Origin of the sequence: Desulfoluna spongiiphila, from assembly GCF_900101345.1 — a bacterium.
Taxonomy (GTDB): domain Bacteria; phylum Desulfobacterota; class Desulfobacteria; order Desulfobacterales; family Desulfolunaceae; genus Desulfoluna; species Desulfoluna spongiiphila.
The window spans coordinates 19,785-40,108 of record NZ_FMUX01000008.1; the positions used below are offsets into that span (position 1 = coordinate 19,785).

Below are 20,324 nucleotides of genomic sequence, written 5' to 3' on the forward strand. Positions count from 1 at the left end.
AAGGATTCGTACGTGCAAACGGCAGCTTTGATTAAAAGTTACATCTATGTGGTCTCCTCCTCCCTTCTCTACCCGGTCCTTATCCTCCTGGCCTTTCTCACCTTCTGGGCCGTGGTGTGCGGGGGGGCTCTTTTTTCTGAATGGGTGCGCCGCCACCGGATCGTCCGGGACACCGACGGACCGGATCTCTTTTTCAAGCCCGACCACGCCCTGTACACCACGCCCCGCGTGAGCCGGTATGTGGCGCGGTTAAAGGGGCTCCTTGAAAAAAACGGTGGCGCCTCCGATCTGGAGGTCGAAAGCCTGCTGCAAGAGGCCACGCGCCGACTTTTTTCCTCCTTGGACATGTATCGCCTGGTGGTCCGCGTGGGTCCGGGCCTGGGGCTTATCGGGACCCTGATACCCATGGGAACGGGCCTTGCCGCTTTAGGGCAGGGAGACCTGTCCATGCTCTCCTCCGAGTTGGTCATCGCCTTTACCACCACGGTGGTGGGCCTTGCCGTGGGGCTTCTGGCCTATCTTTTCCTTGTGGTGAAAAACCGTTGGGCAGATGAGGACCTCCTGAACATGGAGGTGGCCACCGAAGCCCTGGCCGGTTCCCCGCACAACGGTGCAACAGGGGCGTCCGCCGGGGAGGCGGCATGAGGTACCTGAAAAAACGCCGCTATGCAACCGGAGCAGTGCAGGGCCGGCCCATGGCCTCGGACCCCATGGACGGGGTGGCCAACCTCTTTGACATCGGCCTGGTCTTTATCGTGGGGCTCATCGTGACCCTTTTTTCCACCTATCGCCTCCACGACCTCTTCAACGAAGAGAGCGAGATGACCATTGTTAAAAAAAACAAAAACGGAGAAATGGAGATCATCACCAAATCAAAGCGAAAAATCGAAGCGCTGAAAGTCTCCAAAAGCATGGGAGAGGGAGAGGGGCACCGCATGGGCGTGGCCTATCAACTGGAAGACGGGTCCATGGTCTATGTGCCCGACGGAACCGAAGCCGCATCGGATTGACCGCCTGCGCCATGCACACTCACACGACTCTCAACCGGGGAACCAGACTATGAAATGGATTTGCAAGGGGGCGGCAGGGGCCATCCTCACTCTTTTTTGTTTTTTTTACCTTCCGGCGTCCTGGGCCGCCACCGTCACCGATTCCACAGGCAGCACCCTTGCCTTTGATCACCCGCCGACCCGTGTGGTGTCCCTGGTTCCCTCCCTCACCGAAGCCCTTTTTGTCATGGGGGCGGGCGAGCAGGTGGTGGGGGTCACCCTCCACGACACCTGGCCGCCGGCGGCCAACACGAAAACCGTGGTGGGAGGTTTTTTCAAGCCCTCCGTGGACAAAGTCCTCACGCTCAATCCCGACCTGGTGTTTGCCTCCGGCATCCAAAAGGAGGTCATGGACGCCTTAAGCGGACATATCCCGGTTGTCCGCCTGGACCCGGGCTCCGTGGAAGAGGCCTTTGAGCAGATAAGGCTCATGGGACGCATCATGGGCTGCGAGGCCGGTGCGGAAAAAATTGTCACCGACAACCGGCGCATCCTTGCCGATATCCAAAAGAAAATGGCGGCCATTCCGCCAGCCAAACGCAAACGGGTGCTGCGGCTCATGGGACGCACCAGCATCATGACCCCCGGGGCCGACTCCTTTCAGCAGGAGCTCATCAAACTGGCCGGGGGCATCCCCCACGGTATCAAACGAGACGGCGCGGTGATTTCCCTCACCGACGGGGAGTTTCTCGCCTTTAATCCGGACGTGATCTACGGATGCGGCGGGGACAAAAAAGCAGCCGAGCTGCTCTTTGCCAACCCGGCCTTCGGCTCGGTTCCCGCCGTTAAAAACAACCGCATCGACTATTACCCCTGCGAGCTCACCTGCCGGGCATCCACCCATGTGGGCTATTTTGTCTCCTGGCTGGCTTCAAATCTCTATTCCGCAGAATTCTCCCTTCGGAAAAACCAGATCCACCCCGATGCCGTCAACGATCGGATCCCGGTCCCCCTTGACCTGAAGTACGTCAAAAAAGCGACCCTGAACCACGCCATCCTCTACGATTTTTCGTCCAAGAGCCTGGAGGTTGCCTTCACCTCCCCGAAGACAATCCTCTCGACCCTGGACGGCTGGCAGGAGAACATATCCACCGTGGGCAACAACTACATGCCGCCCCAGTGCTGGCGGCTGGCCCACGAAGGGGGCTTTGAGGGCATGAAGCAGGACATCTTCGCCATGCTGGGGGTCAAAGGGGAGACCACGAGTTTTCTCTTCACCGGCGCGGACATGGACAACTTCAGCAAAAAAACAGCCTCCTTCCGGGACATGAGCGTCACGGTGCTGGCAACAGCCGGGGTCTGTTCCAACGCCATGCGCATGGGCAAGGACACCGGCAGCTATTACGAGCCCGGCACCATCAACATCCTGATCCTGCCCAACATGCATCTTTCAAGGCGGGCCATGAGCCGCGCCGTGATCTCGGCCACCGAAGGGAAAACCGCCGCCCTCCAGGACCTGGACGTGCGAAGCAGCTACACCCCCTTGGTGAACTCTGCCACGGGTACGGGCACGGACAACATTCTCATTGCCGAAGGGGAGGGCGTTTCCGTTGACAACGCCGGGGGCCACACCAAGATGGGCGAGCTTATCGCCACGGCGGTCTATGAAGCCGTTACCGAGGCGATTTTCAAGCAAAACGGCCTGACCCCGCATCGCAGCGTGTTCAGGCGCCTCAAGGATCGGCAGCTCACCGTCTCCGACCTTGTGGGAGACAGCTCCTGCCCCTGCAACACCACCTCCGGCGGCACGGGCACCCCCGCCTACGCCAAATTGGAAACCCTCCTGCTGGAACCCCGGTACGCCGCCTTTCTGGAGACCGCCATGGCCCTCTCCGATGCCTGGGAACGCGGGCTGGTCACAGACCTGTCTGCCTACACAGGCTGGTGCAACGAAATGGCAAAGGAGATCGCAGGGGGACAGGTTCCCGACAGGAGCTTCACCGGGGACACCGATCTGCCCAAACCCCTGGGCCTTGCCGTGGACGCCCTGCTTAAGGGGATTGAATACAAAAAATAAGGGAACTGTTCAGCGTATGCCTCCGGCGGCCCTGCCGGGGGCTAAACTTTTAAAAAGTTTAACAAATAGGTTAAAAAAACAGATTCTGTCCAGCCTTGGTCAAAGGCGGATGTGATTTTCCCCGAGGAATCCGCCTACGCCCATGTGTATGCGTCATTGTTCGACCGACATCCAGGGGGCTACGGCGCGACAAGCGAGGGGAAAAACGCATCCGCAACCTGCTTTCAAGGTGGCACACGTTGCCGCCGGAGTTATTCCGGTTACTGTTAACCCATGAATTGACACGGGAGCACCGGCAGCTCATGCATTTGCGACGTACGAGGCATCCCCCTCACCCTTCACGCGAATGCGAACGCGAGGCGCCCGGAGTACCGACAGCCGTAGAGCATTCGCAAACCCGCTTTCAAGGTGGCGTCACCTTGCCGCCGGAGGCATCGCTTTTGTATTTTTTAACCTGATTTACCCACAAGAAGGCATTGTCATTGAGAGTATTTGTCGCCACATGTCTGGCCTGTTTCTTTTTTGCGGTCTCCGCCTACGCCACCACCGTCTCCCTTGTCATCAGCGAGTCGGACACCGGTGTGGTGAGCCGCGGGCTCTCCGAACTCAGCGACACCGAGGACATTGAGGCCCGGTATTTTACACACGCCGAGCTTTCGAGCACCGAGAAATCCCGGAATTTTCTGCGCTCCTCGGATGTAATTCTGGTGGACGTCATGCACCGGGAGCTTCCCGCATACCTGGACACCCACGTGGACCTCTCCGAAAAAACCGTGTTTGCCCTGCGCGGCTCACGGGACACCGAGGGGCTCAAGAAGAAGGGGTACCGGTTCGATGAAAAAATCCGGGGGTGGTATTCGGTGCTCACCGAGGCCAATGTCGCCGCCATGGTTCGCTGCGCTGTGGCCGTTTCCCTGAATCGCACCGAGGGCTGCGCCGGGGAGCCGGTGCGTATCGAAAGCGGGATCTACCATCCGGATGCGCCCACGCTTTTCGACTCGTGGGAGGCCTATCGTTCCTGGTACCGGGAAATTCCCGGCGCGCCATGGATCGGCGTTACCTTTTACACGCCGTCGGTGCTGCGAGGGGCCGATGGGTCGGCTGCGACCATCATCAAGGGTCTGGAGAAAGAGGGTTTTAATGTCCTGCCCTGTTTCGGACGGGAGAAAGTCCTCTTCGATCGCTTTCTCCTGGACGAACATCGAAACGGCCGGGTGGACCTGGTCCTTGCCTTTTCCATGAAGTTCTACTCGGCCCTTTCCGAGCCCACGAAAAACGGGTTGCGGGACCTTGACGTGCCCGTGATCAACGCCGTTACCCTCTATTCATTAAAAATAGATGCCTGGCGAACGGACCCAGTGGGCATTCCTGTCACCGATCTGATGTGGGCGGTGGGAAATCCCGAAATTTCAGGCCTCATCGAGCCGACGCCCCTGGAAGGCAAAGTGAAAATCCAGGGTCCCGAAAAGGGAAAACCCCTGTTTGCAACCGTTCCCATCGAGGAGAACATGGTTCGGCTCATGCCCCGTCTCAAACGGTGGATCGCCCTGCAACGCAAGCCCAACCCCGAAAAAAAACTGGCCCTTCTCTACTACAACCACAGCCAGGGCAAACAGAACATCGGCGCCAGTTACCTCAATGTGTTTCGGTCCATCGAAGCCCTTACGGCCCGGTTCCGGCAGGAGGGGTACCACATGGGGACCACCGGAGATCTTTCCGAGGCCGCCATCAAGGAGATGATCCTGCGCACGGGTCGCAACATCGGCTCCTGGGCCCCCGGCGAGCTGGACAAACTGATGGCCGCGGGCAAGGTGGTGCGGATTCCGGTGGCCACCTACGCGGAGTGGTTCCGCCAGCTGCCACAAGGCTTTCAGGATGCGGTGATTAAGCAGTGGGGGGCTCCTGAGGCTTCCACCATCATGGTTAAGGACGGGCAGTTCATCCTTCCGGTGGTGACCGCAGGGAATTTGGTGATGATGCCCGAGCCCTCCAGGGGGTGGGGGGACGATCCCATGAAGCTCTACCACGATCCCAGCGTCTGGCCCCACCATCAGTACATCGCGGCCTACCTCTGGATCCAGAACGGGTTTAAAGCCGATGCCATGATCCACCTGGGCACCCATGCCACCTACGAGTGGCTTCCGGGCAAACAGGCCGGACTTTCCCCCTCCTGCCCGCCCGAGGTGATGGTGGGGGACCTGCCCAATGTCTATCCCTACATTGTCGATGACGTGGGGGAGGGGATCCAGGCCAAACGGCGAGGCCGCGGGGTGATCATCGACCACATGACGCCCCTGTTCCAGAAGGCGGGGCTCCACAGCGACTACGCAACCCTTTACGAACTCATCAACCGTCTCACCCGGGGCCGGGCCGTTGGCAGCGCCACCGTGCCTGCCATCCTGGAAGAGATCAAGGCCTTGGCCGTCAAAACCGGGTTCCACGAAGAGCTCTCCCTTTCCAGCTACGACGATGACGAGGTCGAAACCCTGGAGCACGCTATCCTGGAGCTGAAGGAGACCCTTATGCCCCACGGGCTCCACACCTTCGGCGTGTCGCCTTCAGGTAAAGAGGCCGCAGACTTTTCCTTGTTGGCAAAGGAGCTGCGGCCCGGCCTTGACACCGAGGCCATGGCCAAAGGGATCCGTGACTCGGGTGAGCTGGAGCTGGAGCGGACCATGCGGGCCCTTGCCGGTCGCTTTGTCCCGGCAGGGGAGGGCAACGACCCCATTCGAAATCCGCCGTCAGTTCCCACGGGTAAAAATTTCTACGGCATCTCCTCTGCGAAAATCCCCACAAAAGAGGCCTGGGAACTCGGGGCCAAAGCCGGGGAACAGATTCTCCAGCGACAGGTAAAGGAAAAGGGGGGCTTTCCAGAGAAAGTGGCCGTGGTCCTCTGGGCTACGGAGACCCTCCGCAACGAGGGGATCAACGAAGGCACCATCCTCTGGCTCATGGGCATGGAACCGGTGTGGGATGCCTCCGGACGCGTCACCGGCACGCGGGTGGTGCCCGGAGCCATGCTGGGACGGCCGCGCATCGACGTGCTCATCAACCCGTCGGGACTTTACAGGGACCTGTTCCCGGAGAAGATGAAACTTCTGGACAAGGCTGTTCAGCAGGCCATCGCAGCCAATGACGTGGAAAATTTCCTTGCAAAGCACAGCGCACGGACCCGAAAAACGCTGGAAGCCAAAGGGATTTCCCCTGACCGCGCCGAGATCCTCTCCCGGATTCGCATTTTTACGGGCAAACCCGGGACCTACGGCAACGGGGTCTCGGAGATGACCGGCATGAGCGGCTTCTGGGAATCCGACCAGGAGATCGCCGACGTCTGGAAACGACGAACCGGGTTTGCCTTCGGGCAGGGGCTCTGGGGCGTGGAGGCGCAAAACCTGTTGGCCGAAAACCTGAAAAACGTGACGGCAACGGTCCACAGCAGCTCATCGACCCTGTACGGCACCATGGACAACGACGATGTCTTTCAGTACCTGGGGGGGCTCTCCCTTGCCGTGGAAAAAGAGACGGGCACCCGCCCCGATGTGGTGCTGACCCGCCAGGGCCGCCCGGACACCGTCACCGTGGAGGGCATCGACAAAACCATCGGCCGGGAACTCAGGAGCCGCTACATCAATCCCAAATGGATCGCGGCCATGAAAACAGAGGACTACGCCGGGGCCCGGGAGATGTCCAATTTTGTGGAGTACATGTGGGGCTGGCAGGTGACCGTTCCCCACGCCGTCAAGGAGACCTCCTGGCAGCAGACCTACGACGTCTATGTCAATGACAGCCTCGGGCTCGACCTGAAAACATTTTTCAACAAGGCCAACCCCTGGGCGTATCAGTCCCTCACCGCCCGCATGCTGGAGTCCGTCAGGAAAGGGTACTGGACCCCGGATGAAGCCGTGACGAAAAACCTGGCCAAAGAGTATGCCGTGGGCGTGGTGGAAAAAGGCGTGGCCTGCTGCGATCACACCTGCAACAATCCGATGCTGAACCAGATGGTGGTGACCCTCATCTCCATGCCCGGCATGCTCTCCCCGGAGATGGTGGAAAAATTCACCCTGGCCATGGAAGAGGCCGTGGGCACAACCCTTGATGATCAGCAGGCAAAACAGGCGGCCCTCCACGACAGGGTCCTGGCAGCTGCGAGTCCCCAATCCAGCACAGACACAGACAAAACCGAGGCATCCCGGGCAACGGATCCGGCGAGCAAGGCAGAAGCTGAAAAGCCTGAGGTGACAGAGACCGGCAGCGGTGCCCGGCAGGTCCAGGGATACAAACTGGATAAAATCGAAACCAAGGAAGAGACCACAAAACTCTCCTCATCAGGGGTGATGTGGTATGCTGCCATTTTTCTCCTGGGTTTTATCGGGCTGTTTGCCTGGGGCATGGGCAGGGTGGAGGCGCCTTGAAACCCTATGCGAAGGCAATGTAAATTAGACGTAATCAAACCGTCACACACCATCATTTTGGAGGAATATATGAAACCGGTCATCGTACCCGTGGCCTTCGGGACCACCAGCAAGGCCCTTGAGACCTACAACGTCATTGACGAGGCCATCAAACAGCGTTTTCCGGAACACGAGGTGCGCTGGGCCTGGTCATCACGGATGGTCCGGGATGTCATGAAAAAAAAAGGACGCCATTTTCCCCATCCCCACGAGGTGCTGGCCGAGCTGGCCGGTGAGGGAAAAGACTGGGCCGTGATGCAATCCATGCACCTCATCTGCGGCCATGAATTTACCCGGCTCCTTGATGAAGTCCATACCGGAACGCCTCGAATCTCCGTGGGGCTCCCCCTCATCACCTCTCCTGAAGACTGCCGCTGGGTGGTGGACGCCATGGGGCACCTGGTGTCGGATCGTGAGGATGAAGCGACCCTGTTTATCGGTCACGGTACCGACCACCCGGCCTGGACCACGTACTTTGCCCTGGATGCCATGCTGAAAAACACATACGGTCCCGGCACCTTCACGGGGGTGGTGGAGGGCTTCCCCGAGGCGGAGGATGTGGTAAGCGCCGTCAAAGCGGCTGGTTTTACCCGGGTGAAGATCGTTCCTTTGATGCTCGTGGCCGGGGTGCACTACCTGGAAGACCTGGCAGGGGATGAAGAGGACTCCTGGAAAAATCTGTTTGCCGCAGAAGGCATCGATGCCACACTCATCGATCGGGGCATCGGGTACATGCCGGAGATTGTGCGCCTCTTTATCCGCCACCTGGAAGAGGCCATGGACATGGTCCTTGAATCAGAAGCTGTGTGATGGCTGATTGGGGGCAAGGTGAGTCGCCTGAACGCTGATTTCCGCCGCACCTTTCCCTTGCATAACAGCGACTGTCATGTGCGATGTGTACGCTTATTTTTTTGTTCAGGTCATTGGGAGTGCTGAGTCAACATTTCTCAAGATGCTTTTACTATAAAAAAACCAAAGGCAGTGACGTGGACATTGGGAGCAATATTGGTGCTTTGTATCTGTTTTTTATGGATTTTTCTAAACAGAAGAACCGTGCCCGACTTTTGCAACCACGAAAGGTGACAAAAAAGACAAGAAAGTGTTTGACACACGTCGAATATCTTGTGTAGATAAACATACAAATTGATCTTTGGTGCATGCTCTCCCCCACGAAGGGAAGCTGCTTAAAAGGGAACCCCGTGAGAATCGGGGACGGGCCCGCCGCTGTAACCGGGGACGAACTTCGTAAATACACCACTGCTCTTCAAAGGGCGGGAAGGTGCGAGAGTTCGTATGATCCGGAAGTCAGAAGACCTGCCAGAGTGAATTCACATGTCCTGAAGCTGATGCTCAGCCGGTGACATGTGAGGGGTTTCGTTCTCGCGGTAGGAACTGGAGACCTGATCAGACGACATGGGAAAAACGGCCCCATGCCCCCTTCATCATCAAGGGACGGCATGGGGCTTTTTTGTTTTGGGCGATACGCCCGAGGTGTCTCTTTTCTCTCCTCTTTCCATCCCCTTCGAACGAAAACAATCCCTCGAAATTTGGCACAGCAATGGTTCAGGTGGTCGTTCTGCATGGAGGATCGACACCTCCGGTGCAAAACGAAGTCTTATGTTTTTGGAAGGAAAAGCAATGAGAAAAAGTCTGATGATCGGTGCCGTCGCCGCCTGGGTGGCTGGCACCTCCCCGGCCTGGGCCACCGACACTGCCCTGGATGAATATGTGGTCACCGCCTCGCGGGCCAAGGAGAGCATTACGGAAGTGGCGGCGGCTGTGACCGTGATTGATGCGGAAGTTATCGAAAACTCGTCTGCAAAGGATTTGGGCGAACTCCTCTCCGAAAAAGGCGGCGTACAGGTTCTGCAGTATCCCGGCGCACTGAGCGGTATAACGATCCGCGGTTTCAGCACCGAATCACACGGGAATGACCTCATGGGCCATGTGTTGATACTCATCGACGGGCGTCGCGCAGGGACCGGAAACGCAGCAAAAATTCTCACAAAAAACATTGAGCGGGTTGAAATTATTAAAGGGCCCGCAGCTGTCCAGTATGGTTCGGCCGCCATGGGTGGTGTCGTCAACGTGATCACCAAAAAAGGAGATGCCAAACCCACGGTTTACGTTGAAGCCAAGGGCGGCTCTGCTCACTACAGAGAGTTCGCATCGGGGGCATCCGGGCAGGTTGGAAAATTCGATTTCTCTGCAGCGGTTTCTCATTCAGAAGAGGGCGATTACGAAACCGGCAACGGGACCAAGTACAACAACACAGGCAACGACGGGATTCTCCATGCCAGCATCAACACCGGTTTTGAGTTTTTGCCCGGCAACCGCATCGGCCTGATATACACGGCTTTTGACGCCGACAAGGTGGGGAACCCTGGCTATATTACCGAAAATGATCCGGACAACTACAAAGATTCGGAAAACAGTTCGTATGATCTCACCTATGACGGTGTCAACGCCTCGGAATCGCTTGCATGGAAGGCACGCTGGTTCGGTGGAAATGATAAAGACTCATGGATTGATCCTGATCCGACTTCAGGATACGTCAGTTCCCAAGAGACCGACAGTAAAGGCGCCCAGGCACAAATTTCATGGGCTGGAGAGACCTTTGGCCTGACCACCGGCGTGGATTGGGTGGACTACGATATTGACGCAACGTGGGACCCAAAGAAGACAAATTTCAGCAACACGGCCGGATTTGCTCTTGCCAAGGCTAAACTCCTTGACAACAAAATGATTATAACCGGTGGTGCCCGGTATGATCACTACGAAGTTGAGGTCTCTGGCGGACAGGGACGCGATGAAAGTGACGACGACATGAACCCAAGCCTCGGGGTCGTCTACAATGTGTCAAAAAATATAAAAATCAGGGCCAATGTCGCGGAAGCCTTCCGCATGCCCTCTGCAAAAGAACTTGCGTACGATCACACAACTCCAGGGTCAACCTGGAGCGGGGTATTCTATCCGGGTACACACTATGTCGGGAATCCGGACCTCGACCCGGAAAAAAGCCGCACGTATGAAGTAGGAATGGACGTAAACGCAGGGGGAATGAGGAGTGCCCTGACTCTGTTTACGACAGATTTCGAAGACAAAATTGTTTCCGCTGTTAATGATGACGGGGATTCCACCTGGGAAAACTTGGGTGAAGCTACCATCAGCGGTGTGGAGGGAGATGTATCCTACACCATAGGCGACCTGTTCGGAGCTTGGGAGCTTCGACCTTATGCTGCGGTGACCTATCTGTACGAGTTCAAGGATGACGAAACAGATAAAGATCTTCAGAAAGTCGCTGACACGACGGTTTCCGGAGGCATTTCCCTAACCGATCTCGATGGTTTTTTCGCCGACCTGAGCGTCTCGTATCTCAGTAGCCAGAAAGTCACCGACCATCAGTTTAAAACAAAAGAGGAAGTGACGCTGGCCAGTGTCACGGTATCTAACCTCACCATAACCAAACGCGTCATCAGTACCGATACATTCGGAACACTGTCCCTTCGTGGAGAAGTAAAAAACATTTTTGACGAAGACGCAGCCTATATCCAGGGATATCCCATCCCAGGACGCCAGTTTTTTGCCGGGGTAACCTGGTCCTACTAATCCGGGTGGTCCCCACGACCCGGACGGGGCCTGGTTGCCTCGCATACAACTTTCCGCCGGACCTGTGACACCGGCGGGAACCGAGGTGGCATCGTTGCCTCCTCAAAACCCCATGAAGGTCATGCCTGGCGCATCAGGGCAGGCCGCCCCCGTTTTTTTCCGTCTTTGGCTGTTTGATTGGGCAGCTGCTAAGAGGGCGGGAGATCCTCCTTGCGGAGGCGGTTCGGTTCTTTTTGAGCCGAATGCAAAGGGAAGGGCCGGAAAGGGGTGTTGCTCCGCCCGTTGACTCGGAGCATCATGTGTATCTCCTGATCTGTGGTTGGAATCAGGGGCCGGGGAGGGACAATGGCGTCCCTCCCCCCTCCCATGATTTTGGGCCGGGTCCGGAGATTTATTGTTGATGGGATCAACTCGCATTAGTACATGATCTATGCTATATATCGCAACGGTCAGTATCGATTGATCCATTGTTATCACAGCGCCTTGCCGAAATGTTTCTGTTTCTGCGAGGCTTTGGTGTTTTTTCATTCCGGGACAGGTGCAGGCAACATGATTCATTTATTGAAAAGCGGCGGATTCCTTATGCTTCCGTTGCTCTTATGTTCTTTTATTTCGTTAACCCTTATCATTGAACGAACCATCTTCTGGCTCCGCATCAGGCGGGAAAAGGACCGCTCTCTCGTCTACCGGGTCCTGGACCTTGCCGACAAGGGACTTTGGGATGATATACGCCTGGCTGTCCGGGGATCCAACAACTTCATCATCCGTATTCTCATCAACGGGATCCTGCATCGCGACTACTCCATGTCCATGGCCATGGAATCGGCGGCATCGGATGAGCTTCGCAAAATGCGCCGGTTCATGGGGGTTCTCGAAACCATCGTCACCGTGGCGCCTTTGCTCGGCATTCTGGGCACCGTGGTGGGGATCATTCACTCTTTCGATATGCTCGGTGCCAAGGGCATCGGGGATCCCCAGGCGGTTACAGGGGGGATTGCCCAGGCCCTTATCACTACGGCGGCGGGCCTCTCCATCAGCATCCTGACCCTTCTTCCCTGCAATTACTTCAACGCCTGCGCCGAAGCATCGGCCCTTTCCATCGAAAAATACGCCACATCCCTTGAGATTACCTATGAAAAAAGGGCAAACGCCGGTGAGATCCGACCCCAAAAAGAAAAGCAGGTGTCCGGGGGCAGGTGACAAAGGCACACTCACTTAGCATGCAGCGCTCCCATGAACCAGGGGGGTGGGCTGGACGTGCTGGCAAGCCTTTAGACAAGGGCGATATTCGCCTTACCTCAGAGGTGTCTGTAAAAAGAAGGGTTTTCAGATGAAAGTAAAACGCGATTTCAGCATCAAAAACAAACCGGACATGCTGCCCTTGATTGACGTGGTATTTCTCCTGCTTGTGTTCTTTATCTACGCCATGCTCTCCATGAGCTACCACAACGGCATCCGGCTTGAGCTTCCGGAATCGGCACAGGCCGAGCACATGGAGGAGACCACGGAGCTCATCGTGTCCGTGGAGGCAGACGGCCGTGTGTTCATGGGAAAAGAAGAGGTGGCCTTGCCGGAACTTGGCGCCAGGGTAGCCCGGTACTTTGAGGGAAAGACAAAAAAGCAGGTCATCCTCAGCGGACACAAGGAGTTGTCGTACCAGAATCTTTTTCACGTCATGGACACCATCCGCGAAGCTGGCGTCTGTGACATCGCCCTTCAGGCGGAGGTCGCAAAGCCGTGAATCGCCTGACCCTTTCAGCCTTTGCAGCAGCCCTGTTGCATGCGTTATTTTTCCTGGTTCCCTTGCCCACAGCATCCGTTGCCCCGCCGTCTGCCCCCACCCACGGCACAACCATCTCCGTTTCCATGACCGTGCCTTCGGTGCAGGCACCGGCACCCGCCAAAGCGGTTGTAAAACCAATCCCGAAGAAAACGACGCCCCCCCAAAAAAAACAGGCACAGCCCAAGAAGCCTGTTAAGAAAAAAAAGGAAAAAAAGAGAAAGCAACCCAAACGCGTGGAACCCAAGGTGGCAAAGAAGAAAGTCCCTGTGCAGCAGCCTGCACAGGAAATCCCCCGTCTCGCACCCCCTGAGGTTGTTGAAGATCCGGCCCCTGTGCCCGACGAAACCCGGGCACGGGAGGCGGAGGAGGCCACCGTTGCAAAAAACACCACCCAGGACACCGAAGAGACAGCGGAGCCCGCCTCAGCCCCCGCCATGGGCGGCGTCCAGTCCGATGCCCAGCCCACATCGGTCTACGCACCGGAGCCCCGATACCCCAAGGCTGCCATCCGGCGTGGCTACCAGGGAGTGGTCCTTCTGGATATCCTTGTCAACGGCGACGGACACGTGGAGGAGGTAAAGCTGAAAAAATCAAGCGGACACGGCGTGCTGGACCGCAGCGCCGTAAAAGGGGTGAAGAAGTGGCGATTTTCCGCCAGCGGAGCTGACAACCCCACCTGGGTTACGCTTCCGGTGAGATTTAAGCTGCGCGGAATATGAAACCGTCTATACGATAATACGTGAGCGTCCGTATGTCTGGGCATCGTATTTTTAGGGACAGGCTCTTTATGCTGGACTTTTACCCGACACCCATGGAACAATGTTCGCATCGGTAGCCCGCTAAACCAATGGCGATATCCACACATTGATTTTCCGCATTCAACAGTCTCAATATCAAAGCCAGATTCAGGAAGGAGGGTGCTATGCCACGAATTCCCCGTTTGGTTGTCACGGATTCAGGCCAAAAAACCGCTTACCATGTGATCAGTCGGACCGCGTTGGACGGTCTGCCCTTTGGAAAAATCGAAAAAGACAAGCTGCTCAGCATTATCCAGCGACTCTCGGCGGTTTATGTCGTTGACGTGTTGGGATTTGCCGTTATGGGCAACCATTTTCACCTCCTTGTGGAGGTCAGCCCCGGATCCATGGTTTCTGATGATGAGGTGAAACGACGATTTCAGCTTCTCTACGGCAAAGACATGGAATTTCCGGAAGGATTGCTGAATGACTACCGGGAAAGGTTCTGCAGCCTGTCTGCCTATGTCAAAGACATCAAGCAACGTTTTTCCCACTATTACAACAAACGGAAAAATCGCAGAGGAACCCTCTGGGGAGAGCGGTTTAAAAGTGTCATCGTGCAGCAGGGAAACTCACTGATCCACTGCCTCGCTTATATAGATTTGAACCCACTGCGTGCCGGAATTGTGAAGCGACCGGAAGATTACCGCTGGTGCTCCATCGGGTACCATCTTCAAACGGGAAACAACAGTGATTTCCTGTCATTGGATTTAGGACTGGAAGATTCCGGAACGGCTGATCCCCTGACTCGCCTGAAAGAGTACCGAACATTTCTCTACCAGGTAGGTTCCATAGAAAAAAAAGGAAAAGCGACCCTTTCGAAACAGGTCTTTGATGAAGAGGCAGCCAACGGGTTTGAGCTTGCCCGGGTGAGACGATTCCGGTTTCGAACCCGGTATTTTACGGATTCAGGGATTATCGGTTCGAAAGCGTTCGTTGAGACAACGTACGGCTCATTCAAGGAAAAGATTCATGCCACACGGGATAAAGTTCCCAAACGAGTAAAGGGTATAGAGGGCATGTATTCCTTGAAACGACTTGCGGATTTCTAAAAAGCTGAATGGCGTATTGCAGCGTGGATGTGATTCATGGTTATTTCGGAATTTTGGTGTGCGCTCCATTGCCCTTGCTCTCTCTTCCGGTCATCCCCGTTTCAAATAGTTCTCACACGATGAATGCCAACAATTTCCGAATCGAAAGTGTACTTGTTTTCAGACCTGTCCTAAATAGATAATCGAACTCTAACCAAACTGAGATGGAATCGATGACTGAGGTATACAATGTAGTGCTAAACGGTAGAGTCATTCCCGGGTGGGATCATGAGGAGGTAAGAGACAACCTGGCCGTTCTTTTTAAAATCACACCTGAAAAAACGGAGTGGTTTCTATCAGGGAACGCCATCACCATCAAAAAAAATATCGATCATAAAAAGGGTCTCATGTTGATGCGCCTTCTTGAGGAAGCCGGTGCTGATTGCAAATTGACCAGGCAGGATGGCTCCATACCTGGGCTACCCGTCGCAGATAAGAAAGATGCTCCTGAATGCAGTGTGTGTGGGATCGTGCAGCCAAACCATGCAAACCATATGACAGATAAACCTTACTCGAACTCGGTTGCAAGGCCCTCGCGCCCATCACAGCACACTTACCAAAACGACCTGTCTCAATATGTTGATAAAAACAGACAGAGATACATGGAACTATTTGCGAGGTTCGATGAAAATGAAGGGGCATACGTCATAAGCTGGAACTGGCCAGCCTTTTTTTTAACTGCATGGTGGTTTTTCTATCGCAAGCTTTATGTTTGGGCGCTTGTTTCGATTGGCGCAGGAATTCTCGTTAGCGCATTGGCACCGATCTTAACCCTTCCCTTTCATATCGGTATTGGCGTTTCGGCAAATTTTCTATATTACAGGCATGCAAAGAAAAAAATTCACAAGCTGCGCATGGAAAGTCCTACGGGTGATATCGGCCCAACATTATCTGAGGAAGGTGGCGTCACTTATAAAGTACCGGCATGCATTGCATTGGCTTTGATGGTGCTCATCTTTCTTGCCGTGGTCATTCCGAAACTCATGAACTCAGGGGCTGAAACGACCCTGTGGAAGATTGATACAAATGCGGTACTGCGTCCGACGTTCCATACCACAGAAGGGATCTAAGAGGCGGGAAGTGCATATGTTATCTGCTTGCCTGAAGCTGGCGGCACCATGCTGGTCACGGCACACCATCTATTCGGTCCTGCCGGAGGATTTGAGCAAACGTATCCATGGGATGAGGTGCCTGGCTTAATTCGAAAAGTTTCGGCACGATCTATAGGGGCTTCATTTTTGCAGGTAGAGACGTCCGATGTCCTTCCGATATTTGGTGCGCACGCCTTTGATGAACATGGCGCCGGGCATGATCTGGCTGTCTTCCCCTTGACCGATGATGCCCCTGAAGTACCTGTCCTGCCCCTGGCTGAACGGTTACCGCGCAGACTTGAAAAAATTTGGATGCTTGCCCACGTACTCAATAGAAACCCTGAAAAAAAGCTATACCCGGCCTGTGTAGTCGCGGTTAATGAACACTCAATAACGTATGTTTTTGAAGACTCAACACTTGACCTTACGGCTACCAGCGGGGCTCCGATGCTGAACGGGAAGGGTGAAATCATGGCGATGAATGTTGCAGGGGTCAATACCAAAGTCAAACTGCTTGTTATCGGAACGCCAGCCACAACGATTCGGGCATTGATCAAACAATCTGCTTATTAATCCATGGAACACACTGTGACGGTAATGATACATTCAAGGTTGCTCAGCGTGGTCCGACGGTCAGGCTTGTTTTTTTCAGGTACTTTCGCCATAAGTGAAACAAGCTATGTTGCCCACCCCCTTGTGCAGGAGAGTTCATGTTACGATCTGTTTTCTTAAGTTTTACGATTTTTTCCCTGGTCTCCCTCACCGGCTGCATGCCCCTTCTGCAGGGCTACGTGGTCTCAAACATGAAAGAAGAGCCGGTCTGCGAACGGTTTTATATCCACCCGGAGCCCAAAGTGGGCGATACGGCCTTTTACACCTCGGACAACGAGCACATGAAGGGCAACGGGAGCCGGGTCACCCTCATCTCCCGGGAAGAGGGCGTGAACATGGTGGCCCTGGAACCTGAAAACCGAAAAATGCTGAATTTCAGAAAGCTGTACTGGGTCACGGATGACGGGATCGTCATCAAGGCACAACTCGAATACAAAGGAGAGATTACCCCGTTGAAGGTGGAAGGGGAGAACCCGGAGACAGGCTACTTCCGCCGTCTCACCTTTGAGCGGTGCGCGGTGCCACAGCGCTTTGAGGCCAAGGGGAGAAGCTACACAGTCAAATACATCCAGACCCAGCAGATGGTCCATCACTCCGGCGACCCGTTTTTCGGAACCGTGGATGCGGACATGACCCAGGTGAATATGTACGATCCCGACGTCCCCTTTGGCCTTGTCAAAACCGTTTTAAGCGGCAAGACCAAGGCCGGAGCAGGGGCCTTTGACTTCATCGGGGCGGCCATTAAAGCAACCCAGCCCGACATCTTTTCGTCGCGGGAGGTCCTCAATGACCTCTACACCTCCTCGAAGTCATCAGAACATGCCTTCATCATGGATTTTAATTACACCCCGGAATAACCCAAAAGAAAAAGCAAACACCATATGACGTATCAAAACAAAGCACTGTGCAGAGTCCGAACCATCACCACCTTCCTCTCCCTGGACCGTGACAAAAGCGCCTGGAAAAAAGAGATCGGCAGGGCATCCCGCTTTTGCGCCGAACTGTCCCGGGAGTTTTTGGAAAACGGGTACACCGTCCAATCCATACGGATCGTCACCAACCCCTTTGGCGATTACCTCAACACCGACAGCCTTGAAAGTGCCAGGGATGACCTTACATATCTCAGCGGCCTGCTGAGCGCCTCCGATGCCACCGGCCCCAGAGTCCGGTTTGCCACCGGCGAGGCCCGGACCAAAGGGGAAATCGCGATGCTTCCCGAGCTGGTGAAGGCGTTCGGGGACCTCTGCAATGTCTGCGTAAACGTCGGGCTCGACGACTTCGGCATCTTAGACAGTGAGTTGATTGACCTGTCGGCCGAGGCGGTCATCAAAATCAGCAAACTCACCCCGCGGGGAGAGGGAAACTTCAACTTTACGGTGAACTTCAACTGCGACCCGCTGATTCCCTACTTTCCTGCGAGTTATCATCACGCAGAGCTCGGGGACCGTTTTGTGATCGGGCTCGAAACACCGGATCTTCTCGTAAGCGTTTTAAAAGAGGTCAACAGCGGTGCAGAATGCACCTCACACAACGCCCGATTCAAGAATTACCACCGGGCCATGGGCAACGCACTCCAACACCACATCTCGGCAATACAGGGCATCATCCACCGATCAGGCATCGATGCCGGCTTTGCTTTTTCCGGATTTGACAGCTCGGCGGCACCGTCAAAAAACTGTGCCAGTATGGCAGAGGTCTATGAAGAGATGGGGGTCGCCTACTTCGGTGCCTCGGGTACCGTTGAGGCGTCGGCTCTTTTGACCCGGGTGTTTAAATCCATTGAGGGTGTGGATCTTGTCGGATTTTCCGGCCTCATGCTTGCCTTGACGGAAGACACCGGCCTTGCGCAGGGGACCGTCCATTCGCAGTTTGATATCAGGTCTCTTTTAACCTACAGCTCGGTGTGCGGTATCGGCCTGGATACGGTCCCCATCCCCGGCGACACCCCCGCCCATAAAATCGCAGCCCTGATGAGGGACACCGGGACCATGGCCTTCCGCCTGAACAAACCCCTGACCGTTCGTCTTTTCCCGGTTCCGGGACTCAGCGCAGGGGACATGACGGCCTTTGAAAGCAGTGACCTTTGCAACTGCGCCGTCCTTGCGGTGCCTTAGCCCGGAGATTTCACGAGCAATCATTTTAGATAGGGGTACAACACACGACGGCATGAAGGGCAGATGCCGTGGCTGAAGTTGGCCTCGGGATGAAACGATTCGATGTCCTGCCAATTGCCCTGGGTATCTTTGATGCTTTTGCAGTTGGCACACATGGTGATAAACCCTCGGAGCTCCCGGCGCTGGCTGAGGCTCCGGTTGATCTCCCGGTTTTTTTCCACCAGGGCGTGGTTGACACAGAGAAGCTCAAGGTGGGATTCCATCAACTTGCAGAAATGCTGAAGAAGATGCCGTACGGACTCGGAGTAGCCCTTGCTGACCCTGTCCAGAACACAAAGGGTCCCGTAAATGTCCCCGTTGGGAAGCAGCACCGGGTATCCAAGATAAGAGACCATGTCCCGGTTAAATGCCGGACTGGCCTGCCACCTCTCGTCATTTAAGGCATTACAGACGATGAGCGTCTCCTGTGTTTTAATGACGGTCTCGCAGTACAGCCCTGAGTTGTTGAGTACCTGCGTCTCCCCGGGAGAATAGGGGTTGTGTGTGCCGATGCTTGAGACAAACACATCGATGCACGGGTCGGAAAACCGCATGACAAGGGCCACTGGAGCCCCCGTGATTTCGGTTATGAGGTCGGTCATCTCCTGCCAGATTTTTTTGATGTGCTCGGGAACGTGGATTTGCTTCATCATCCTTGTCTTCGCCTTGCTTCAATTCCGACCCCTGTGGCGCGTTGATGCGGTACGACCCGCACGTATCCCTGAAGGATCATGGGTGGACTCCCGGGGTCTCTGTGACCATCGGAAGGATAAGTTTACGATCTTCGGATATGATTTTACCGGTTCGTTTCAACACCTTCATGGCACGGGTAATGCTCACCCGATGGGCACCGGTTAAAATCGACAGCTCTTCATGGGTCAGCGGGAATTTGATGATGATCCCCTTGGGACTCTGTGTGCCGTGCTCTTTGGCAATATTAAAGAGCACATGAAAAAGACGATCCTCAATATTGGGCAGGGACAGGCTCCTCACGCGCCGGGTCAGCCATGAGATTCGTTCGCTCATGTTTTTGATCACCTGCAGGCCTATCTTGGGGTAATCCAGGATGAGCTGTTCAAACTCGGTTTTGCTGAAACCGCACGTGGTCGTATCTTCCATGCAATAGGCCGTGACGGGGTACTGTGCCCCGGCAAGAAAAATATTTTCCCCGACAAAATCCCCGGATTTCCGCATCTCAAGCGTCAATTCATTGCCATCTTCAAACACCTTGTTCAGCTTGACGCGTCCGGCGGTAATTAGAAAAAGCTCCTCTGCCGCAGCTCCCTGACGGAACAGGGTATCTCCTTTTGACGCTCGTTTTTTCCTTGCCTTGACGATAAAGGCCTCAAACTCTGGCGAATATGTGTTTTCAAAATTAAAATCTATTGATAGTTCGTTGATATCATTACCTGCAATTTGTTTAGCACGACACACGATTCAACCCTTTCTTACTCCACCTGGATTGTAGATAATGATGGTGCTTCTATTAAGTATAGAAGATAGCTCTTGTCTGTAGCAGCGGCTACAAACCGAGCGAAAAACATATCAGGTGAGAAAAGGAGACATGATGCATTTTTTATACCACGGACATATTCCAATACAGGGATTGCCCCCATGAGGCAAGGGGACGTGGCAGCGCAGGGCCCCGTTTGACGGGGTCATAGACAGCTT

The 20,324-nt window shown here is 55.1% G+C and carries 16 protein-coding genes and 1 riboswitch; of the genes, 14 read left to right on the forward strand and 2 right to left on the reverse strand.

Annotated elements, in window-relative coordinates; translation table 11 throughout:
- Nucleotides 1-12 precede the first annotated feature (12 nt).
- From BLQ12_RS11930 to BLQ12_RS11995, 14 genes are all read left to right on the forward strand, one after another.
- Nucleotides 13-645, forward strand: a complete 633-nt coding sequence (locus BLQ12_RS11930; RefSeq protein WP_175469700.1) for a MotA/TolQ/ExbB proton channel family protein — start codon at nucleotides 13-15, stop codon at nucleotides 643-645.
- Nucleotides 642-1,010: a DUF2149 domain-containing protein gene (locus BLQ12_RS11935; protein ID WP_092210887.1), complete on the forward strand. Its 369-nt coding sequence runs from the start codon at nucleotides 642-644 to the stop codon at nucleotides 1,008-1,010. Before BLQ12_RS11930 ends, BLQ12_RS11935 begins: the two co-directional genes overlap by 4 nt.
- Nucleotides 1,011-1,059: 49 nt before the next feature.
- Entirely contained in the window at nucleotides 1,060-3,066 is a 2,007-nt protein-coding gene (locus BLQ12_RS11940; protein ID WP_175469701.1) for a helical backbone metal receptor, read from the forward strand.
- Between the two features lie 482 nt (nucleotides 3,067-3,548).
- Nucleotides 3,549-7,478 carry a cobaltochelatase subunit CobN gene (locus BLQ12_RS11945; protein ID WP_092210889.1) on the forward strand — a complete coding sequence of 1,310 codons (3,930 nt, stop codon included), beginning with the start codon at nucleotides 3,549-3,551 and terminating at the stop codon, nucleotides 7,476-7,478.
- A 69-nt stretch (nucleotides 7,479-7,547) separates the two neighbouring features.
- Nucleotides 7,548-8,327, forward strand: coding sequence for a sirohydrochlorin cobaltochelatase (locus BLQ12_RS11950; RefSeq protein ID WP_092210890.1), 780 nt, complete (start codon nucleotides 7,548-7,550; stop codon nucleotides 8,325-8,327).
- Between the two features lie 324 nt (nucleotides 8,328-8,651).
- Nucleotides 8,652-8,853, forward strand: a riboswitch (cobalamin riboswitch).
- 77 nt (nucleotides 8,854-8,930) lie between these two features.
- Entirely contained in the window at nucleotides 8,931-11,126 is a 2,196-nt protein-coding gene (locus BLQ12_RS11955) for a TonB-dependent receptor plug domain-containing protein (protein ID WP_092210891.1), read from the forward strand.
- A gap of 549 nt (nucleotides 11,127-11,675) precedes the next feature.
- A complete protein-coding gene (locus BLQ12_RS11960; RefSeq protein WP_092210892.1) occupies nucleotides 11,676-12,326 on the forward strand; it encodes a MotA/TolQ/ExbB proton channel family protein in 651 nt (216 codons plus the stop codon).
- Nucleotides 12,327-12,456: 130 nt separating this feature from the next.
- Nucleotides 12,457-12,867 carry an ExbD/TolR family protein gene (locus BLQ12_RS11965; protein ID WP_092210893.1) on the forward strand — a complete coding sequence of 137 codons (411 nt, stop codon included), beginning with the start codon at nucleotides 12,457-12,459 and terminating at the stop codon, nucleotides 12,865-12,867.
- Complete coding sequence (locus BLQ12_RS11970; RefSeq protein WP_092210894.1) at nucleotides 12,864-13,628, forward strand: energy transducer TonB; 765 nt, start codon at nucleotides 12,864-12,866, stop codon at nucleotides 13,626-13,628. Before BLQ12_RS11965 ends, BLQ12_RS11970 begins: the two co-directional genes overlap by 4 nt.
- A gap of 203 nt (nucleotides 13,629-13,831) precedes the next feature.
- A complete protein-coding gene (locus BLQ12_RS11975) occupies nucleotides 13,832-14,758 on the forward strand; it encodes a transposase (protein WP_092210895.1) in 927 nt (308 codons plus the stop codon).
- A gap of 212 nt (nucleotides 14,759-14,970) precedes the next feature.
- Nucleotides 14,971-15,867: a DUF2628 domain-containing protein gene (locus BLQ12_RS11980; protein ID WP_175469702.1), complete on the forward strand. Its 897-nt coding sequence runs from the start codon at nucleotides 14,971-14,973 to the stop codon at nucleotides 15,865-15,867.
- A 48-nt stretch (nucleotides 15,868-15,915) separates the two neighbouring features.
- The gene (locus BLQ12_RS11985; RefSeq protein WP_092210897.1) at nucleotides 15,916-16,461 is read left to right on the forward strand and encodes a trypsin-like peptidase domain-containing protein; all 546 of its coding nucleotides are present in this window, start codon (nucleotides 15,916-15,918) and stop codon (nucleotides 16,459-16,461) included.
- Nucleotides 16,462-16,598: 137 nt separating this feature from the next.
- Nucleotides 16,599-17,357 carry a hypothetical protein gene (locus BLQ12_RS11990; RefSeq protein WP_092210898.1) on the forward strand — a complete coding sequence of 253 codons (759 nt, stop codon included), beginning with the start codon at nucleotides 16,599-16,601 and terminating at the stop codon, nucleotides 17,355-17,357.
- A gap of 24 nt (nucleotides 17,358-17,381) precedes the next feature.
- Entirely contained in the window at nucleotides 17,382-18,614 is a 1,233-nt protein-coding gene (locus tag BLQ12_RS11995) for a DUF711 family protein (RefSeq protein ID WP_092210899.1), read from the forward strand.
- A gap of 20 nt (nucleotides 18,615-18,634) precedes the next feature.
- Here the strand turns inward: BLQ12_RS11995 and BLQ12_RS12000 are convergent, their stop codons facing one another.
- Both BLQ12_RS12000 and BLQ12_RS12005 read right to left on the reverse strand, forming a co-directional pair.
- The gene (locus BLQ12_RS12000) at nucleotides 18,635-19,306 is read right to left on the reverse strand and encodes a GAF domain-containing protein (protein WP_092210900.1); all 672 of its coding nucleotides are present in this window, start codon (nucleotides 19,304-19,306) and stop codon (nucleotides 18,635-18,637) included.
- Nucleotides 19,307-19,382: 76 nt separating this feature from the next.
- Entirely contained in the window at nucleotides 19,383-20,087 is a 705-nt protein-coding gene (locus BLQ12_RS12005) for a Crp/Fnr family transcriptional regulator (RefSeq protein WP_226860220.1), read from the reverse strand.
- Nucleotides 20,088-20,324 lie beyond the last annotated feature (237 nt).